Origin of the sequence: Xylophilus sp. GW821-FHT01B05, assembly GCA_038961845.1 — a bacterium.
GTDB lineage: Bacteria > Pseudomonadota > Gammaproteobacteria > Burkholderiales > Burkholderiaceae_C > Xylophilus.
This window is the reverse complement of sequence record CP152408.1, coordinates 2,819,829-2,836,950: the sequence shown is the minus strand read 5'-3', so window position 1 is coordinate 2,836,950 and position 17,122 is coordinate 2,819,829. Positions and strand designations below refer to the sequence as shown.

The following is a 17,122-nucleotide window of genomic DNA, read 5'->3' as shown; positions in this document are numbered from 1 at the left end:
GTGTCTCCTGTCAGCGGTTGGGGTGGTACGGGGCCAGCGCGGCGCGCATGTCGTCCGGGAGGGGGATGGCGCGGTGCGTGTCCAGGCTGGTGGTGACCAGCACCTGGCGCGAGCGCACGCGCAGCTCGTCGCCCAAGCGCGCATCCAGGGCCAGGGTGAGCGAGGCGTTGCCTACGCGCTCGACGGCCAGCTCGAAGATCACGCGCTCGCCCATGCGGCTGATGGCGCTGAAGTCGCACCGCAGGCTGACGATGGGCATGCCGATGCGGCGGCGGCCGAGCAGGTCGGCATAGGGGATGCCGAGGCCGTCGGTGACCCAGTCCTCTACCAGGGCGTTGAAGAGGATCAGGTACTGGGGGAAGAAGATGATGCCGGCCGGGTCGCAGTGGGCAAAGCGGATTTGGTATTCGCGTTCGAAGCGGAGGGATGGTGGAGGGGTTGTCATTTGGATGGATTGGTTTTTTAAGAGAAAAGTGGCTCTAGCCCGGGTGCAGCCTTGGCTATTAGCTATCTATTTGATAGTTGGTGTGCCTTGCTGGCGGCGGGTGCCCTGTGCTGCTCGGCTCCATCAACGGCGTGGGGCAGCCGAACTACCAATGTCCGGACAGCCGGCCCCCACCCCAGCCCTCCCCCAGCGGGGGAGGGAGTAATGCAGAGGCCGAGCGCAGCGACGGCCCGTGTGGCGATCCTGGGGTCCCCTCTGTGGCGTCGAGGAGCGGAGGTGGGGGCAGGTTGCCGCGCGTAGCGCGGATGGCGAGGACTGTCTGAGCGAAGCGAGTTCCGCAGCCGCCTGCCCACACCGAGCACCGCAGAGCAGTCCGCGCAGCGGACCGCCACAGCGGGGTCGCCTTCTCTTTGGTGACTTTCTCTTGGGCGTTCGCCAAGAGAAAGTTACTCGCCCGCCGGGGCGAACTCCCGGCACCCGCCGCCTGCAAGACAACCAAGCACTCACACAAGCACCGCCTGCACCCCACAGCCAGTGAGAAGGCAAACGCTCAAACCCCCACATACCTCTTCCACAACCCCGGCTCCCCAGCCAACGCCAAAGAAGACCCCTCCCACACCACCCTCCCCCTCTCCACAATCGTGTGCCGGTCCGCCAGCCGCAGCAGCCGCTGCACGTACTTGTCGATGACCAGGATCGCCTGCCCCTGGCCGCGCAGGGTGGCCAGGCAGCGCCAGATCTCTTCGCGCACCAGGGGAGCCAAACCTTCGGTGGCCTCGTCCAGCACCAGCAGGTAAGGGTTGGTCATGAGCGCGCGGCCGATGGCCAGCATTTGCTGCTCGCCGCCAGAGAGCTGGTTGCCCATGTTGCGGGCGCGCTCTTGCAGGCGGGGGAAGAGCGCGTAGATGCGCTCCAGCGTCCACGGGTCGGCGCTGCCGCAGCGGTTGCCGCCAAAGGCGCGCAGGTTCTCGGCCACCGACAGGTTGGCGAAAATCTGCCGGCCTTCGGGCACCACGGCCAGGCCCATGCGGGCGATGCGGTCGGGCGCCAACTGATCGATGCGCTCGCCCCTGAAACGCACGCTGCCACCGCGCGCCCGCGTCAGGCCCAGAATGGAGCGCAGGGTGGTTGTCTTGCCCATGCCGTTGCGGCCCAGCAGCGTGGCGGCCTGGCCGGCCTCTATGCGCAGGTGCATGCCAAACAGCACCTGGCTGCTGCCGTAGGCGGTTTCCAGCCCTTCGACTTCCAGCAGGGCGCTCATGCTGTCTCCTCGTCGCCCAGATAGGCGCGCTGCACCTCGGCATTGCCGCGGATCTGCTCCGGCGTGCCGCTGGCGATGACCTTGCCAAACACCAGCACCGAGATGCGGTCGGCCAGGCGGAAGACGGCGTCCATGTCGTGCTCGACCAGCAGCAGCGTGGTCTCTCTGCGCAGCGCCTGCAGCAGAGTGACCATGCGCTCGGACTCGTCCGGGCCCATGCCGGCCATGGGCTCGTCCAGCAGCAGCAGGCGCGGGCGGGTGGCCAGGGCCAGGCCCAGCTCCAACTGGCGCTGCTCGCCATGCGCCAGGGTGCCGGCGCTGCGCTGCAGTTGCGCGCCCAGGCCGATGCGCTCGGCCACGGCGGCGGCCTCTTCGTAGCGGGCGTGCTCGGCGCGGGCCGGGCGCCAGAAGCGCAGACTGCTGCCCTGGCGCGCCTGCACCGCCAGGGCCAGGTTATCGAGCACCGACAGGCGGCGGAAGATGGTGGTGATCTGGTAGGAGCGAGCCAGGCCGCGCAGCACACGCTGGTGCATGGGCAGCGCGGTGATGTCCTGGCCGTCGAAGACGATGCGGCCCGCATCCGGCGCCAAGGCGCCAGACAGTTGGTGGATCAGCGTGGTCTTGCCTGCGCCGTTGGGGCCGATCAACGCATGCACCTCGCCCTGGCGCACGGCCAGGTGGGCGTGGTCGGTGGCGGTCAGGCCGCCAAAGCGTTTGACCAGGCCATCTATCTGCAGCAGATCACTCATGCTTGCCCCTTGCGGCCACGCAGGCTCAGCAAGCCGTTGGGCGCCACCAGCACCACGGCCAGCAGCAAGGCCCCCAGGCCAAACTGCCAGTGCATGGTGTAGCCCGACAAGATCTCTTCCAGCAGCAGAAACACCGCCGCGCCCACCAGCCCGCCATACAGGTAGCCCACGCCGCCCAGGATGACCATGACCATCAGCATGCCGGACTGGCTCCATTGCATTAGCGCCGGGCTGACAAAGCTGCCCTGGTTGGCCACCAGCGCGCCCGCCAGGCCGGCCAGTGCGCCTGCCAGGGTAAAGGCCACCAGTTGGTAGCGCAGCACGGGGAAGCCGATGGCGCGCATGCGCGTTTCGTTCTCGCGCAGGGCCTGCAGCACGTGGCCAAAGCGGGCGTTGAGCAGGCGCTGCACGCCCACAAACACCAGCGCAAACAGCGCCAGCACCACGTAATAGAAGACCGTGTCGCTGCCCAGGTCCAGGCCCATGCCGACTTGCGAGCGCCCGGCCAGCGACAGCCCGTCGTCCCCACCCCAGGCCTTGAGCGACAGCGTCAGGTAGTACAGCATCTGGGCAAAGGCCAGCGTGATCATGATGAAGTACACCCCGCGCGTGCGCAGGCTGATGGCGCCTATGACCAGCGCAAACGCCGCGCTCACCAGCATGGCCAGCGGCCAGGCCACCCAGGCCGATGCCACGCCCTGCTGCATCAGCACGGCCACGGTATAGGCCCCCGTGCCGATAAAGGCCGCATGGCCAAAACTCACCATGCCGCCATAGCCCAGGATCAGGTTCAGGCTGGTGGCGGCCAGCGCGTAGATCAGGATGCGGCTGGCCAGGCCGATGTAGAAGTCTTCCCCCAGCGCCGTGGCCACCACCGGCAGCGCGGCCAGCAACAGCAGCAGGACGATGGCGCGCACAGGCCGCAAGGGATGGTCCAGCGGGCCTTGCGGCCATGTGGCAAAAGCAGGTGCAGCCATAGTCAAGCGCGAGCAGGGAACAAGCCCTGGGGTTTGAAAAATAGGACGGCGGCCATCACCACGTAGATCAATACCGATGCCAGCGCCGGCCCGGCGCTTTCCGCTGCCGATGCACCCAGCAGATGGCCCAGCACCAGCGGCAGCAGCGTGCGCGCGACGGTGTCGAGTACGCCCACCAGCAAGGCGCCCAGCAGCGCACCACGGATGGAGCCTATGCCGCCGATCACGATGACGACAAAGGCCAGGATCAGGATGCTTTCGCCCATGCCCACCTGCACCGCCAGCAGCGGCCCCAGCATGCCGCCCGCCACCGCGCACAGCGCCGCGCCCAGGCCAAACACGATGGTGAACAGGCGCCGCACATTGGTGCCCATGGCCAGCGCCATCTCGCGGTTGGCCGCGCCGGCACGCACCTGCATGCCCAGCCGGGTGCGCGACACCAGCAGGTACAACGCCAGCGCCACGGCCAGGCCCACGGCAGTGATCAGCAGGCGAAAGGCCGGGTACGAGAAGCCCGGCAGCAGCTCTACCGGCCCGGCCAGCGCGGCGGGCGGGTTGAAGGCGATGGGCTGTGATCCCCAGATCATGCGCACCGCCTCGTTGGCCATGAGCAACAGCGCGAAGGTGCCCAGCACCTGCGACAGATGGTCGCGCTGGTACAGGCGGCGCAGCACCGTTACCTCCAGCAGCATGCCAATGGCCGCCGTCGCCGCCACGCCGCCCAGCAGCCCGACCACGAAGGAGCCCGACGCGGTGGCAATGCTCGCCACCAGGTAGGCCCCCAGCATGTAGAGCGAGCCGTGCGCCAGGTTGATCATGTCCATGATGCCGAACACCAGCGTGAGGCCGGCGGCCAGCAGGAACAGCATGAGGCCAAACTGCAGGCCGTTGAGGGCTTGCTCAAGAATCAGGATGCCGGTCATATCAATTCACAAGAGGCCGCGGAGCAGGCCATGCGCGAACCGCCGCGGAACTGGCTTTGCCAGGCCGCAGGAGAGGTCTTGCAGACCGCGCCGGGCCAGTGGCCCGGCCCTTCGCCAGTCACGAAAGGTCCACTGGACCTTTCGTGTACGGGCTCAGCCCCCTGCGAGGGGGAAGGCGAAGACGCGAAGCGCGTAGCCTGGGGGTTCACGTCAGCCTTTCATCTTGCAGCTAGCCGAATAGGCGTCGCCATGGTTCTTGAAGACCGTGCTCAGCAGCCGGTTGGTGACGCGGCCCTGCTGGTCCTTGGTGACGATGCGCAGGTAGTAGTCCTGGATGGGGAAATGGTTGGGGCCAAACTTGAAGCCGCCGCGCACCGAGTCGAACCTGGCCGCCTCCAGCGCCTTGCGCACTGCGGACTTGTCGTCGAGCTTGCCCTTGGTGTCGCGCACGGCGGCGTCGATCAGGCGGGCCGAGTCATAGCCCTGGGCCGCATACAGCGTGGGCAGGCGGCCGTATTCCTTCTGGAAGTCGGCAACGAACTTCTTGTTGGCCTCGTTGGGCAGGTCATGCGCCCAGAGCGAGCTGTTGAACATGCCCAGCATGGGTTCGCCCACGGCCTTGATCACGTCTTCGTCGGCCGAGAAGCCGGGGGCGAACAAGGTCATGTCCTTGGACAGGCCGGCACCCACAAACTGCTTGATGAAGTTGATGCCCAGGCCGCCCGGCAGGAAGAAGTAGACCGCGTCTGGCTGGGCCGCGCGCATCTTGGACAGCTCGGTGCCGTAGTCCATCTGGTTGAGCGGGGTGTAGGTCTCCATCACCACCTCGCCCTTGAAGTAGCGCTTGAAGCCGGTCAGCGCATCCTTGCCTGCCGGGTAGTTGGGCGCCAGCAGGGCCACGCGCTTGAAGCCCTTGTCCTGCACGGTCTTGCCCACGGCCTCGTGCAGGTTGTCGTTCTGGTAAGAGACGCTGAAGAAGTAGGGGTTGCACTGCTCGCCGGCGTACTGCGACGGGCCGGCGTTGGCGCTCAGGTAGAAGGTCTTGGACTGGAACACCGGCGCGCCCACCGCCAGCATCAGGTTGGAGAAGACGATGCCGGTCATGAAGTCGACCTTGTCGCGCTTGACCATGCGGTCTGCGGTCTGGCGCGCCACATCAGGGCTTTGCTGGTCGTCGGCCACGATCACTTCCGCCGGCAGGCCGCCGAGCTTGCCACCCGACTGCTTTACCGCCAGGTTGAAGCCGTCGCGGATGTCTATGCCCAGGCCCGCGCCAGGCCCCGACAAGGTGCTGAGCAGGCCGACCTTGACCGCATCAGCCGCCTGGGCGGTACCGGCCGTCCAGGCCATGGCGGCAAGGGCAGACGCAAGAGCGGTACGTGTCACGAGCGAGCCTAGGGTGCGGGTCATGGCCAATCCTTTCGAAGGGTGTTGAACGGGGGTACTGAAGAAGCGCGAGTCAAGCAGGCTCGCGCAGGCGAAACCGCTGGAGCTTACCCGTCTCTGTACGAGGAAGCTGCGTGCGAAATTCAAGTGCGCGGGGATATTTGTAGGGCGCGATGTGGTGCTTGACGAAGGTCTGCAATTCTTCAGCCAGCGTCTGGCCTGGCTCGGCACCAGGGCGCAGCACCACGAAGGCCTTGACGATCTGGCCGCGCTCTTCGTCGGGCACGCCGATCACGCCGCATTCGGCCACCAGCGGGTGCTGCAGCAGCGCGTCTTCGACCTCGGGTGAGGCGATGTTGTAGCCAGACGAAATGATCATGTCGTCGGTGCGCGACTGATAGTGAAAGTAGCCGTCATCGTCCATCAGGTAGGCGTCGCCGGTGAGGTTCCAGCCGTCTTGCACGTAGCAGGCCTGGCGCTCGTCGGCCAGGTAGCGGCAGCCGGTCGGGCCCTTGACCGCCAGGCGGCCTACCGTGTTGGGCGGCACCGGCCGGCCCTGCTCATCCACCACGCGCGCCTGGTAGCCGGGCACGGGCTTGCCGGTGGCGCCAGGGCGGGCCGTGGCTTCGTCGGCGGAGATGAAGATGTGCAGCATCTCGGTGGCGCCAATGCCGTCTATCAGCTCGATACCGGTGGCCTCTTTCCACAGCGCGCGGGTGGCGGCCGGCAACACCTCGCCGGCCGATACGCACTGGCGCAGCCGGGTGGCGCGCAACTGCGGCCCGCTGGCGGCCATGGCGCGGTAAGAGGTGGGCGCGGTGAACAGCGTGGTCGCGCCGTATTCGGCAATGGCCTGCAGCAGTTGCGGGGCCGCAGCCTTCTCCAGCAACACGGTAGAGGCGCCTACGCTCATCGGGAACAGCACCAGCCCGCCCAGGCCAAAGGTGAAGGCCAGCGGCGGGCTGCCAATAAACACGTCGTCCGGCTGCGGGCGCAGCACATGCGGCGGCCAGCAGGCGCAGATCGCCATCACGTCGCGGTGGAAGTGCATGGTGCCTTTGGGCATGCCGGTGGTGCCCGAGGTGAAGGCCAGGATGCAGGTGTCGTCGGCGGCCGTATCCACGTTGGCAAAGCTGCCGCTCTGGCGCGCCATGGCGGCCTCCAGCCCATCGGGGCCGGCGTCGTTGAAGTAGCGCAGTTGCTGCAGCACCGGGCATTGCGCCGCAGCGCTGCACAGCTCGTCGGCCAGGTGGGCGTCGCACAGGGCGTGGGTGACCTCGCCCTTCTCTATGACCTGCACCAGCTCCTTGGCGCGCAGCAGCGGCATGGTGGCCACGGCGATGGCACCGGCCTTCATTACCGCGAACCAGCAGGCCACCATCATGGGGTTGTTGGGCGCGCGCAGCAGCACGCGGTTGCCGGGCACCAGGCCCATCTCATGCACCAGCACGGCGGCGATGCGGTTGGCGCGGTCTTGCAGGTCGGCATAGGTCCAGCGCAGGCCGGGCGCCAGCAGGCAGGGGCGGCTGCCCTCGCCTGCCGCCACGCGGCGGTCGAGTAGCTCGGTGGCGCAGTTGAGCCGGGCGGGGAACTGCAGCGCGGGCAGGTCAAAGCAGTACTCGGGCTGCTGCGAAAGCGGCGGCAGCCGGTCGCGGGCGAAGGTGTCGATATGCGCACTGGTCATGGACGGGCCCCCTGGTGGTGCGGATGGAAAACTACTTCATAACTAAAGCAATTGGCAGGCCAGCCGGTTGGCTCAAGGTGCCGGTGCGAACTCGCGCAGCAGATCGCGGCCGATGATGAGCTGCTGTACCTCGGTTGCGCCCTCGTAGATACGCAGCGCGCGTATCTCGCGGTACAGGCGCTCAACAGCTTGCCCGCTGACCACGCCCTGCCCGCCCCACAGCTGCAGCGCGGCATCTATCACCTGCTGCGCGCCCTCGGTGGCGGCCATCTTGGCCATGGCGGCCTCGCGCGTGACGGTGTGGCCCTGGTCGCGCTTCCAGGCGGCGCGGTAGGTAAGCAGCGCGGCGCTGTCTACCGTGGTGGCCATCTGCGCCAGGCTGGCCTGCGTCAGTTGGAAATCCCCCAGCACGCCTTTGAACATATGCCGCGTGCTGGCGCGCTCCAGGCCCTCTTGCAGTGCACGCCGTGCAAAACCGAGCGCGGCCGCGGCCACCGAGGTGCGGAACACATCGAGCGTGCGCATGGCCACCTTGAAGCCCTCGCCCGCCGCGCCCAGCCGGTTGGCCAGCGGGATGCGGCAGTTGTCAAAGCGCAGCCGCGCCAGCGGGTGCGGTGCGATCACGGCGATGCGCTCGGCCACCGAGAAGCCCGGCGCATCGGCCGGCACCACAAAGGCCGAGATGCCGCGCGCGCCCGGTGCCTCGCCGGTACGGGCAAACACCACGTAGAAATCGGCAATGCCGCCGTTGGATATCCAGGTTTTTTCGCCGTCGAGCACCACCATGTCGCCCTCGACCCGGGCGCTGCAGGCCATGGCGGCCACGTCTGAGCCGGCGTCGGGCTCGGACAGCGCAAAGGCGGCAATCGCCCTGCCCTGCGCCACGGCCGGCAGCCAGTGCGCCTTTTGCTCAGGCGTGCCGTGCAGGCTGATGGCGCCAGAGCCCAGGCCCTGCATGGCAAAGGCGAAGTCAGCCAGGCCGTTGTGGCGCGCCAGCGTCTCGCGCACCAGGCACAGGGTGCGGGTGTCCAGCGCCTCGCCGCTGCCACCGTAGGCAGTGCCGGCCACCGCGTGGCGCAGCCAGCCGGCATCGCCCAGGCGGCGCACCAGGGTGCGGCAGTCGGTGTCCACGTCGTCGCTGTGCAGGTGCGCCACGTGCTCGGCCGCCCAGGCGTCCAGCTCCTGCGCCAGGGCCTTGTGGCGCGCGTCGAAGAAAGGCCAGTCCAGATGTTCTTGGTGCTGCATGGCCCTGGCCCTTAGTTGCCCTGGAAGACGGGTTTGCGCTTTTCCGCGAACGCGTGGTAGGCGCGGGAGAAGTCTTCGGTCAGCATGCACAGCGCCTGAGCCTGGGCTTCGGATTCGATGGCTTCGTCCACGCCCATGGCCCATTCCTGGTGCAGCATGGTCTTGGTGATGCCGTTGGCAAAGCTCGGCCCTTGGGCAATGTCGCGCGCCAGCGCCTGGGCCTGCTCCAGCAGCTCTTCTGGTGTGCACAGCCGGTTCAAAAAACCCCACTGCGCGGCCTCTTCACCGCCCAGCGCGCGGCCGGTGTAGAGCAGCTCGCTGGCCCGCCCCTGGCCGATGATGCGCGGCAGTACGGCGCAAGCGCCCATGTCGCAGCCCGCCAGGCCCACGCGGTTGAACAGAAAGGCCGTCTTGCTGCGCGCCGTGCCCAGGCGCATGTCAGACGCCATGGCCAGGATGGCGCCAGCACCAGCGCAGATGCCGTCGATGGCGGCAATCACCGGCTGCGGGCAGTGGCGCATGGCCTTGACCAGGGCGCCTGTCATGCGGGTGAACATCAGCAGCTCGGGCGCGGGCAGGCCGATCAGCGGGCCGATGATTTCGTGCACGTCGCCGCCCGAGCAGAAATTGCCGCCGGCGCCGTGCAGCACCACGGCCTGCACGTCGTCGGCATAGCGCAGTTGCTCGAACAGGTCGCGCAGCTCGGCGTAGGAGTCAAACGTCAGCGGGTTCTTGCGCTCGGGGCGGTTCAGCGTGATGGTGGCTACGCTGTCTTGCACGGACCAGCCGAAGTGCTGCGCGGCATGGCCGGCCAGGCGGCGGCGGTTGCCGGCGAGCAGGGAGGGGTTGATTGGCATGTTTGCTTGTCTCCTTGATTCAGTTAGATCCGTTCGCCCTGAGCTGGTCGAAGGGCTTGTTGATGTGGGCGCAGGGCTTCGACAAGCTCAGCCCGAACGGACATGTCGGTTTCACTCAAGCTTGGCGTCGGCCGTGAGCTGCACGCGCAGATCGCCCAGCAGGCCGTGCATCTGGCGCTGCTCAGCCACGCCCAGGCCGGCAAAGATCTCGACCACCCAGGCTTCGTGCACGGCGGCGATCTTCTCGAAGGCGCGGCGGCCCTTGGGCGTGAGGCGCACCTGGGAAGAGCGCCGGTCCTCGGGGTTGGTGCTGCGCTCGACAAAGCCGTCTTTTTCCAGCTCGTCGGTAAGGCCGGTGACGTTGCCGCCGGTCACCATCAGGAAGCGCGACAGCGCGCTCATGCGCAGGCCCTCCGGGTTGCGGTAGAGCTGGGCCAGGTAGTCAAAGCGCGCCAGCGTGATGCCGAACTCGGCGCGCAGGCGCTTGCGGATCAGTGTCTCGATCTGAGTGCTGCAGGACAGCAGCCGCAGCCAGAGCTTGAGCGACTGGTGGTCGTCCGAGGCCACGCGGCCTTCCAGGCCAATGCTCTGGTCGTCCAGCAGGCGCTCTGCCGTCATCTTTGGATTGCGCATCACATGACCTCCCCGCCTGAGACGGATATGCACTGGCCGGTAACTGCGCCGGCGCCCTCGCCGCATAGCCACAGCACCGCATCTGCCACCTGCTGCGGCTGCACCAGGCGCTGCTGGGGGTTGTTGCGCTCGAAGCTGGCGCGGGCCTCGGCCTCGCTGCGGCCGGTGGTGGCAACCACGCGGGCAATGCTCTCTTGCAGGATCTCGGTCTCGGTATAGCCCGGGCAGACGGCGTTGACGGTGATGCCCTTGGCGGCCACTTCCAGCGCCACCGACCGCGTCAGCCCGACCACGCCGTGCTTGGCCGCGGTATAGGCCGCCACATAGGCATAGCCGCGCTGGCCGGCCGTGCTGGCGATGTTGACGATGCGGCCCTGGCCGGCGGTGAGCATGTCGGGCAGCACCTGTTGCATGCAGTGGAAGCTGCCGGACAGGTTCACATCCAGCATGCGCTGCCACAGCGCGTGCGTGGTCTTGCCAAAGGGCGCGCTCTCGGCCTGGCCGGCGTTGTTGACCAGGATGGCGACCGGGCCGTGCCGTTGGCGTGCGGCGGCAAAGGCCTGGGCCAGGGCGTCTGGGTCGGTTACGTCGGCCACGATGGCTACCGCCTGCGGCAGCTCGGCGGCCAATGACTCCAGCGGCGCCAGGCGCCGGCCCAGCAGGCTCAGGCGCACACCACGCGCAGCCAGTGCGCGGGCAATGGCTGCGCCTATGCCCTGCCCGGCACCGGTGATGACGGCATGCAGGTCTTGCATCAGATGGGCTCCTTGGCCTGGGGCGCCGCGGCCTGCGCCTGGGCGCGCTCGCGGGCGTAGCCCGATTCAAGCTGGCCCTTGGCCGAGCGGTAGGGGCGCGGCCAGTCGATGGCGGCGTAGCCAATGCGTGCGGCCTGGTCCAGCGTCCAGGCCGGGTTGGCCAGGTGCGGGCGCGCAATGGCGCACAAGTCGGCCCGGCCGGCGGCAATGATGCTGTTGACGTGGTCGGCCTCGGAGATGGCACCGACCGCGATGGTGGCAATGCCCGCCTCATTGCGTATGCGGTCAGAGAACGGCGTCTGGAACATGCGCCCATACACCGGCTTCTCCAGCTTGCTGACCTGGCCGGAAGAGCAATCGACCATGTCGGCGCCCGCTGCCTTGAAGGCACGCGCGATCTGCACCGCATCGGCCGGCGTGGTGCCGCCCTCGACCCAGTCGTGGGCCGATATGCGCACCGACATCGGCAGGTGTTCGGGCCATGCCTGGCGCACTGCGGCAAACACTTCCAGCGGGTAGCGCAGCCGGTTCTCCAGCGAGCCGCCGTAGTCGTCAATGCGCTGGTTGGTCAACGGCGAGATGAAGGACGACAGCAGGTAACCGTGGGCGCAATGCAGCTCCAGCCAGTCGACGCCAGCCTCTGCGGCCCAGCGGGCGGACTGCACGAACTGCGCCAGCACCTCGTCCATGTCCGCACGGGTCATGGCGCGCGAATGCTGGCTGACGCCCTCCAGGTACTGCTGGGGCGAGGCCGACAGCAGCGGCCAATTGCCCTCGGGCAGCGGCTGGTCTATGCCGTCCCAGGCCACGCGGGTGGAGGCCTTGGCGCCGGCGTGGCCGATCTGCAGCGCAAACTTGGCGTCGCTGTTGGCGTGAATCCAGTCGGCAATGCGCTTCCAGGCGTCGCGCTGGGCCTCGGTGTAGAGGCCCGGGCAGCCGGGGGTGATGCGGCCTTCGGCGCTGACACAGGTCATCTCGGCAAACACCATGGCCGCGCCGCCCATGGCGCGCGCGCCCAGGTGCACCAGGTGGTAGTCACCGGCGATGCCGTCCACGGCCGAGTACTGCGCCATGGGCGATACCACCACGCGGTTTTTGAGCGTGACGCTGCGCAGCGTGAAGGGCGTGAACATGGGCGGCGGCGCGGCCGCGCCAGGGGCCAGCGTGACACCGGCAGCCTCGGCAAACCAGCGCTCGTAGCCTTCCAGCCAGGCGCGGTCGCGCAGGCGCAGGTTCTCGTGCGAGATGCGCTGCGAGCGGGTGAGCATGGAGTACATGAACTGCTCTGGCGGCAGGGTGTCGGCATAGCGCTCGCCTACCGCCTCGAACCACTCCATGGCGTTCCAGGCGGCGTTCTGCAGGCGCAGCACGTCGACATTGCGCAGCGCCTGGTAGCGCTGTAGCACCTCGGGGATGTCGGTTGGGCGCCAGCCCACGGTGTCGAACTGGCGCACCAACTCTATCGCGTCTTCCAGCGCCAGCTTGGTGCCCGAGCCGATGGCGAAGTGCGCGGTGTGCACCGCGTCGCCCATCAGCACCACATGGCTGTTGCCGTTGAACAGCGACCATTGCTCGCAGCGCACCCGCTGGAAGTTGAGCCAGGCCGAGCCGCGCAAGTGGCGCGCGTTGCTCATCAGTGGCTGGCCCTGCAGGTGCTTGGCAAACAGCTTTTCGCAGAAGGCGATGGAGGCATCGGTATCCATCTGGTCCAGCCCGTGGGCCTGCCAGACATGCTCGGGCGTCTCGACGATGAAGGTGGTGGTGTCCGGGTCAAACTGGTAGACATGCGCCTGGAACCAGCCGTGCTCAGTCTTCTCGAAGGTGAAGTTGAAGGCGTCGTAGCGCCGGTGCGTACCCAGCCAGATGAAGCGGTTGGGCCGGGTCACGATGTCGGGCCTGAAGACGTGCGCGTGTTTGCGGCGGATCTTGGAGTTGACGCCGTCGCAGGCCACGATCAGGTCGGCGTCGGGGAAGTCGGCGTCGGAATCGACCTCGCGCTCAAACTCCAGCACCACGCCCAGTTCTTCGCAGCGCCGCTGCAGGATGTTGAGCAGGCGCTTGCGGCCAATGCCGACAAAGCCGTGGCCACCGCTGCGGATGCTGCGGCCCTTGAAGTCCAGCTCGATGTCGTCCCAGTGGTTGAAGGCGCGCTCGATGTCGGCCGCTGTCTCGGCGTCCCAGGCCTGCATGTTCTGCAGCGTGGCATCCGAAAACACCACGCCCCAGCCAAAGGTGTCATAGGGCTTGTTGCGCTCGACCACGGTGATGTCGTGCGCCGGGTTGCGCTTTTTCATCAGCAGCGCCAAGTACAGGCCCGCTGGGCCACCGCCGATGCACACCACCTTCATGGGGATTTCCAGGGTCGAGTTGATTACCTGCCGGGCAATTTATTCGTCATTACTTTAGTTGTCAACTAAATAAGATTGAGCCCGCGAGCGCTTGCGACCTGCGGGGCCCCGTGGCATCGTGGCGGCCATGCCTGCGCCCACCCCCTCCCCCGACCTGGCGGCCTTTTATGACCGCGAATTCAACACCCGCTTGGGGCTAGCCGACCCGGCCGCGCTGCTGGCCGGCTGGCAGGAGCGGGCACGCAAGGCGCGCGCCAGCCTGCAAGGCCACCTGGACCTGGCCTATGGGCCGGGCCCGCGCGAGCGGCTGGACCTGTTCCCCGGCAAGCCCGGCTCGGCCCTGCTGGTCTTTATCCACGGCGGCTTCTGGCGGGCGCGCGACAAGGAAGAGTTCACCTGGGTGGCCGAGCCCTATGTGCAGCGCGGCGTATCGGTAGCGCTGCTGGAATACGCCCTGGCGCCGCAGGTCACGCTCAGCACCATCGTCGAACAGACTCAGGCTGCCATCGCCTGGCTGCACCGGCATGCGGCAAGCTATGGAGTACGTGCGGACCCCATGGTCATCGCCGGCCACTCTGCTGGCGGCCAGTTGGCCGCGCTGGTTGCCTGCCAGCCACAGCACGGCGTGCCACCACCGCGCGCCGTGGTGCCGCTCTGCGCACTGTCAGACCTGCAGACCGTGCAGTGGGCCCCCTCCCATAACCAGGACCTGCAACTCACCGACGACGAGGTGCTGCACCTGAGCCCGGCGCGGCTACAACCGGTGGCAGGGGTGCAGGTGGTGACTGCTGTTGGCAGCGCCGAGAGCCGCGAGTTTCTGCGGCAGAACGCGCTGTTTGCCCAGCATTGGGGCAGCGCCCGGGTGCGGGACATTGCGCTGCCCGGGGCCAACCATTTCAGTGCGTGCGAGGCGCTGGCGGATGTGGGGCATCCGTTGTTTGAGGCGGTGTTGGGGCTGTGTACCCTGGGCTGAAGCAAGTCCCGCGTACCGCCGCCAGCAAGGCGGGGTAACTATCAAATAGATAGCTAATAGCCCAGGCAGGCAAAGGGCTAGAGGCACTTTTCACCAAAAACCTAAACCCTCAAACCTCCAGCCACTCCTTGCGCACGCCCACGTTCTCCCGCAGGCCCGCCGGCGTGCCCTCGAACACGATGCTGCCGTGGCCCATCACCAGCACGCGGTCGGAGATGTCCATGGCGATGGTGAGCTTCTGCTCTATCAGCAGCACCGAGATGCCGCGGTCCTTGAGCCGGCGCAGGTACTGGCCGACCAGTTCCACGATCTTGGGCGCCAGGCCTTCGGTGGGCTCGTCGATGATGATCAGGTCCGGGTCGCCCATCAGGGTGCGGCACAGGGTGAGCATCTGCTGCTCGCCACCTGAGAGTACGCCGGCCTCGGTGTGCTGGCGCTCTTTCAGGCGCGGGAACATGGCGTACATGTCGTCGAAGGACCAGCGGCTGCCCTTGCCCGCGCCCTTCTGCCCCAGCAGCAGGTTCTGGTGCACGGTGAGCTTGGGGAAGATGTCGCGGTTCTCGGGCACGTAGCCCAGGCCCAGGTGGGCGATCTCGTAGGCTTTGCGGCCTTGCAGCGGCCGGCCCTTCCAGGCCAGGCCGCCCTGCCAGTCGACCAGGCCCATGATGGCCTTGGCGGTGGTGGAGCGGCCCGAGCCGTTGCGCCCGAGCAGTGCGACGATCTCGCCCGGCTGCACGTCAAAAGAGACGCCATGCAGCACATGGCTCTTGCCGTAGTAGGCGTGGAGCTTGTCGATCTTGAGCATCAATGGCCCCCTTCTTCTGCCTGGCTGTCGGCCACGGCGGAGCCCAGGTAGGCCTCCTGCACGCGGCGGTTGGCCCGCACCGCTTCCGGCGTGTCGAAGGCGATGACCTCGCCATAGACCACCACGGCGATCTTGTCGGCCAGGCCGAACACCACGCCCATGTCGTGCTCTACCGTGAGCAGCGTCTTGCCCACGGTGACCTCGCGGATCAGGTTGATGAAATGCCGGGTCTCGCTGCGGCTCATGCCCGAGGTGGGCTCGTCCAGCAGGATGACGTCGGCGCCGCCGGCGATGGTGACGCCGATCTCCAGCGCGCGCTGCTCGGCATAGGTGAGGTTGACGGCCAGCACGTCGCGCTTGGACTTCAGGCCGATCATGCCCAGCAGTTGCTCGGCACGCGCATTGGCGTCATGCAGGCGCGACAGAAAGCGCAGGAAGCTGTAGCGGTAGCCCAGGCTCCACAGCACGCCGCAGCGCAGGTTCTCGAACACGCTCAGCTTGGGGAAGATGTTGGTGATCTGAAAGCTGCGCGCCAGGCCCATGCGGTTGATCTCGTACGGCGGTTTGCCGTCTATGCGCTTGCCGTGCAGCAGCACCTCGCCGCTGGTGGGCGCAAGCCGGCCGCTGATCAGGTTGAACAGCGTGGACTTGCCGGCGCCGTTGGGGCCGATGATGGCCACGCGCTCACCCGGCGCCACGACCAGGCTGGCGCCGCGGATGATGTCGGTGCGGCCGAAGCTCTTGCGCAGATCGCGCAACTCAATCGCGGGCGTGCTCATGCCGAACCTTTCATGCGCAGTTGCTGCTCTATCGCCTCTTGCGCCTGGCCCCAGCGCACCAAAAAGCGCCGCCGCGCCAGCTCGAACAGGCCCATGCCCACGGCCAGCACCAGCACGGCGCCGATCCAGCTCACGGCCTGGTCGATATGCAGCGTGAAGCCCAGGAAGGGCAGCGCCGGGCCCAGCGCGGCATTGAGCTGCATGTGGTAGAGCATCTCTATCACCGCAGCCGCGCCCGCCAGCGCGACCAGGCCGCTGGCCAGCAGCGCCGCATAGCCCGGCAGCAGGGGCTTCAAGCGGCCAAAACGTGCCACCCGCAGGTTCATCATGACCAGGCTGGCGATGCCGCCGGGCGCATACATGACCATGACCAGAAAGGCCAGGCCCAGGTACAGCAGCCAGGCCTTGGTCAGCTCAGACAGCAGCACCGAGGCAAACACCAGCAGCACGGCGCCGATCATCGGCCCGAAGAAGAAGGTGGCGCCGCCCAGGAAGGTGAACAGCAGATAGCCGCCCGAGCGCGCCACATTGACGCTGTCGGCCCCGGTGACGATCTCGAAGTTGATCACCGACAGGCCTCCGCCAATACCCGCGAAGAAGCCCGCGATGATGAAGGCGAAGTAGCGCACGCGCTGGGTGTTGTAGCCGATGAACTCGACCCGCTCCGGGTTGTCGCGCACGGCGTTGAGCATGCGGCCCAGCGGCGTGCCGGTGAAGGCAAACATCAGCCCGGTGCAGACAAAGCAGTAGACGGCGATCAGGTAATACACCTGGATCTGCGGGCCAAAATCCAGCCCGAGAAACTTGGCGCCGTAGACGCGGTCGGTGGTGATGCCGCCCTCGCCGCCAAAGAACTCGGGGAACATCAGCGCCATCGAGGCCACCAGCTCGCCAATGCCCAGCGTGATCATGGCAAAGGTGGTGCCCGATTTGCGCGTGGTGACAAAGCCCAGCAGCGCCGCAAACACCAGGCCGGCCAAACCGCCGACAACAGGGATCAGCACCAGCGGCACCTGAAGCCCACTGCGCGCGGCCGCCATGTTCATGGCGTGCACCGCAATGAAGGCGCCCAGCCCGGTGTAGACCGCATGGCCAAAGCTCAGCATGCCGCCCTGCCCCAGCAAGATGTTGTAGGACAGGCAGATGATGATCAAGTAGCCGATCTGCGACAGCATGGTCAGCGCCAGGCTGCTGGTGAACAGCAGCGGCGCCACGGCCAGCGCCAGCGCAAACATCGACCAGAGCAGGAAGCGGCCGATGTTCAGCGGCTTGAATCGGTAATGGGTAGAGGGTGCGTGCATA

The 17,122-nt window shown here is 67.2% G+C and carries 16 protein-coding genes; 1 reads left to right on the top strand and 15 read right to left on the bottom strand.

Annotation, left to right across the window (positions count from 1 at the left end; genetic code table 11):
• Window positions 1-10: 10 nt before the first annotated feature.
• The 12 genes from AAFF27_13165 to AAFF27_13110 form a co-directional block, all read right to left on the bottom strand.
• Window positions 11-445: a thioesterase family protein gene (locus AAFF27_13165; GenBank protein ID XAH26079.1), complete on the bottom strand. Its 435-nt coding sequence runs from the start codon at window positions 443-445 to the stop codon at window positions 11-13.
• 550 nt (window positions 446-995) lie between these two features.
• On the bottom strand, window positions 996-1,706 hold the full coding sequence (locus AAFF27_13160; GenBank protein ID XAH26078.1) for an ABC transporter ATP-binding protein: 711 nt from the start codon (window positions 1,704-1,706) through the stop codon (window positions 996-998).
• Window positions 1,703-2,455 carry an ABC transporter ATP-binding protein gene (locus AAFF27_13155; GenBank protein ID XAH26077.1) on the bottom strand — a complete coding sequence of 251 codons (753 nt, stop codon included), beginning with the start codon at window positions 2,453-2,455 and terminating at the stop codon, window positions 1,703-1,705. Before AAFF27_13155 ends, AAFF27_13160 begins: the two co-directional genes overlap by 4 nt.
• Complete coding sequence (locus tag AAFF27_13150) at window positions 2,452-3,432, bottom strand: branched-chain amino acid ABC transporter permease (GenBank protein XAH26076.1); 981 nt, start codon at window positions 3,430-3,432, stop codon at window positions 2,452-2,454. The genes AAFF27_13155 and AAFF27_13150 overlap by 4 nt, the downstream gene beginning before the upstream one ends.
• 2 nt (window positions 3,433-3,434) lie before the next feature.
• Window positions 3,435-4,355, bottom strand: a complete 921-nt coding sequence (locus AAFF27_13145; GenBank protein ID XAH26075.1) for a branched-chain amino acid ABC transporter permease — start codon at window positions 4,353-4,355, stop codon at window positions 3,435-3,437.
• Between the two features lie 210 nt (window positions 4,356-4,565).
• Window positions 4,566-5,765 (bottom strand): ABC transporter substrate-binding protein, encoded by a 1,200-nt coding sequence (locus AAFF27_13140; GenBank protein XAH26074.1) that lies wholly within the window; start codon window positions 5,763-5,765, stop codon window positions 4,566-4,568.
• 49 nt (window positions 5,766-5,814) lie between these two features.
• Entirely contained in the window at window positions 5,815-7,425 is a 1,611-nt protein-coding gene (locus AAFF27_13135) for an AMP-binding protein (GenBank protein ID XAH26073.1), read from the bottom strand.
• Window positions 7,426-7,497: 72 nt separating this feature from the next.
• Window positions 7,498-8,670 carry an acyl-CoA dehydrogenase family protein gene (locus AAFF27_13130; protein XAH26072.1) on the bottom strand — a complete coding sequence of 391 codons (1,173 nt, stop codon included), beginning with the start codon at window positions 8,668-8,670 and terminating at the stop codon, window positions 7,498-7,500.
• A gap of 11 nt (window positions 8,671-8,681) precedes the next feature.
• Window positions 8,682-9,527 (bottom strand): enoyl-CoA hydratase family protein, encoded by an 846-nt coding sequence (locus AAFF27_13125; protein XAH26071.1) that lies wholly within the window; start codon window positions 9,525-9,527, stop codon window positions 8,682-8,684.
• Between the two features lie 111 nt (window positions 9,528-9,638).
• Complete coding sequence (locus AAFF27_13120; GenBank protein ID XAH26070.1) at window positions 9,639-10,160, bottom strand: MarR family transcriptional regulator; 522 nt, start codon at window positions 10,158-10,160, stop codon at window positions 9,639-9,641.
• A complete protein-coding gene (locus AAFF27_13115) occupies window positions 10,160-10,915 on the bottom strand; it encodes an SDR family NAD(P)-dependent oxidoreductase (protein ID XAH26069.1) in 756 nt (251 codons plus the stop codon). Before AAFF27_13115 ends, AAFF27_13120 begins: the two co-directional genes overlap by 1 nt.
• Window positions 10,915-13,263: a bifunctional salicylyl-CoA 5-hydroxylase/oxidoreductase gene (locus tag AAFF27_13110; GenBank protein ID XAH26068.1), complete on the bottom strand. Its 2,349-nt coding sequence runs from the start codon at window positions 13,261-13,263 to the stop codon at window positions 10,915-10,917. Before AAFF27_13110 ends, AAFF27_13115 begins: the two co-directional genes overlap by 1 nt.
• Window positions 13,264-13,390: 127 nt before the next feature.
• Here AAFF27_13110 and AAFF27_13105 point away from each other — a divergent pair, with 127 nt between their 5' ends.
• Window positions 13,391-14,236, top strand: coding sequence for an alpha/beta hydrolase (locus tag AAFF27_13105; GenBank protein XAH26067.1), 846 nt, complete (start codon window positions 13,391-13,393; stop codon window positions 14,234-14,236).
• 109 nt (window positions 14,237-14,345) lie between these two features.
• Here the strand turns inward: AAFF27_13105 and AAFF27_13100 are convergent, their stop codons facing one another.
• Genes AAFF27_13100 through AAFF27_13090 form a run of 3 tightly spaced genes read right to left on the bottom strand, consistent with a single transcriptional unit; the run spans window position 14,346 to window position 17,121 of the window.
• Window positions 14,346-15,041, bottom strand: coding sequence for an ABC transporter ATP-binding protein (locus tag AAFF27_13100; protein ID XAH26066.1), 696 nt, complete (start codon window positions 15,039-15,041; stop codon window positions 14,346-14,348).
• A complete protein-coding gene (locus tag AAFF27_13095; protein XAH26065.1) occupies window positions 15,041-15,820 on the bottom strand; it encodes an ABC transporter ATP-binding protein in 780 nt (259 codons plus the stop codon). Before AAFF27_13095 ends, AAFF27_13100 begins: the two co-directional genes overlap by 1 nt.
• Complete coding sequence (locus AAFF27_13090; protein ID XAH26064.1) at window positions 15,817-17,121, bottom strand: branched-chain amino acid ABC transporter permease; 1,305 nt, start codon at window positions 17,119-17,121, stop codon at window positions 15,817-15,819. Before AAFF27_13090 ends, AAFF27_13095 begins: the two co-directional genes overlap by 4 nt.
• Window position 17,122 lies beyond the last annotated feature (1 nt).

Excerpts from the sequence above, each read along its gene's own strand:
- AAFF27_13165 (XAH26079.1), bottom strand. The coding sequence starts at position 445 with ATGACAACCCCTCCACCATCCCTCCGCTTCGAACGCGAATACCAAATC.
- AAFF27_13160 (XAH26078.1), bottom strand. The coding sequence starts at position 1,706 with ATGAGCGCCCTGCTGGAAGTCGAAGGGCTGGAAACCGCCTACGGCAGC.
- AAFF27_13155 (XAH26077.1), bottom strand. The coding sequence starts at position 2,455 with ATGAGTGATCTGCTGCAGATAGATGGCCTGGTCAAACGCTTTGGCGGC.
- AAFF27_13150 (XAH26076.1), bottom strand. The coding sequence starts at position 3,432 with ATGGCTGCACCTGCTTTTGCCACATGGCCGCAAGGCCCGCTGGACCAT.
- AAFF27_13145 (XAH26075.1), bottom strand. The coding sequence starts at position 4,355 with ATGACCGGCATCCTGATTCTTGAGCAAGCCCTCAACGGCCTGCAGTTT.
- AAFF27_13140 (XAH26074.1), bottom strand. The coding sequence starts at position 5,765 with ATGACCCGCACCCTAGGCTCGCTCGTGACACGTACCGCTCTTGCGTCT.
- AAFF27_13135 (XAH26073.1), bottom strand. The coding sequence starts at position 7,425 with ATGACCAGTGCGCATATCGACACCTTCGCCCGCGACCGGCTGCCGCCG.
- AAFF27_13130 (XAH26072.1), bottom strand. The coding sequence starts at position 8,670 with ATGCAGCACCAAGAACATCTGGACTGGCCTTTCTTCGACGCGCGCCAC.
- AAFF27_13125 (XAH26071.1), bottom strand. The coding sequence starts at position 9,527 with ATGCCAATCAACCCCTCCCTGCTCGCCGGCAACCGCCGCCGCCTGGCC.
- AAFF27_13120 (XAH26070.1), bottom strand. The coding sequence starts at position 10,160 with ATGCGCAATCCAAAGATGACGGCAGAGCGCCTGCTGGACGACCAGAGC.
- AAFF27_13115 (XAH26069.1), bottom strand. The coding sequence starts at position 10,915 with ATGCAAGACCTGCATGCCGTCATCACCGGTGCCGGGCAGGGCATAGGC.
- AAFF27_13110 (XAH26068.1), bottom strand. The coding sequence starts at position 13,263 with ATGAAGGTGGTGTGCATCGGCGGTGGCCCAGCGGGCCTGTACTTGGCG.
- AAFF27_13105 (XAH26067.1), top strand. The coding sequence starts at position 13,391 with ATGCCTGCGCCCACCCCCTCCCCCGACCTGGCGGCCTTTTATGACCGC.
- AAFF27_13100 (XAH26066.1), bottom strand. The coding sequence starts at position 15,041 with ATGCTCAAGATCGACAAGCTCCACGCCTACTACGGCAAGAGCCATGTG.
- AAFF27_13095 (XAH26065.1), bottom strand. The coding sequence starts at position 15,820 with ATGAGCACGCCCGCGATTGAGTTGCGCGATCTGCGCAAGAGCTTCGGC.
- AAFF27_13090 (XAH26064.1), bottom strand. The coding sequence starts at position 17,121 with ATGCACGCACCCTCTACCCATTACCGATTCAAGCCGCTGAACATCGGC.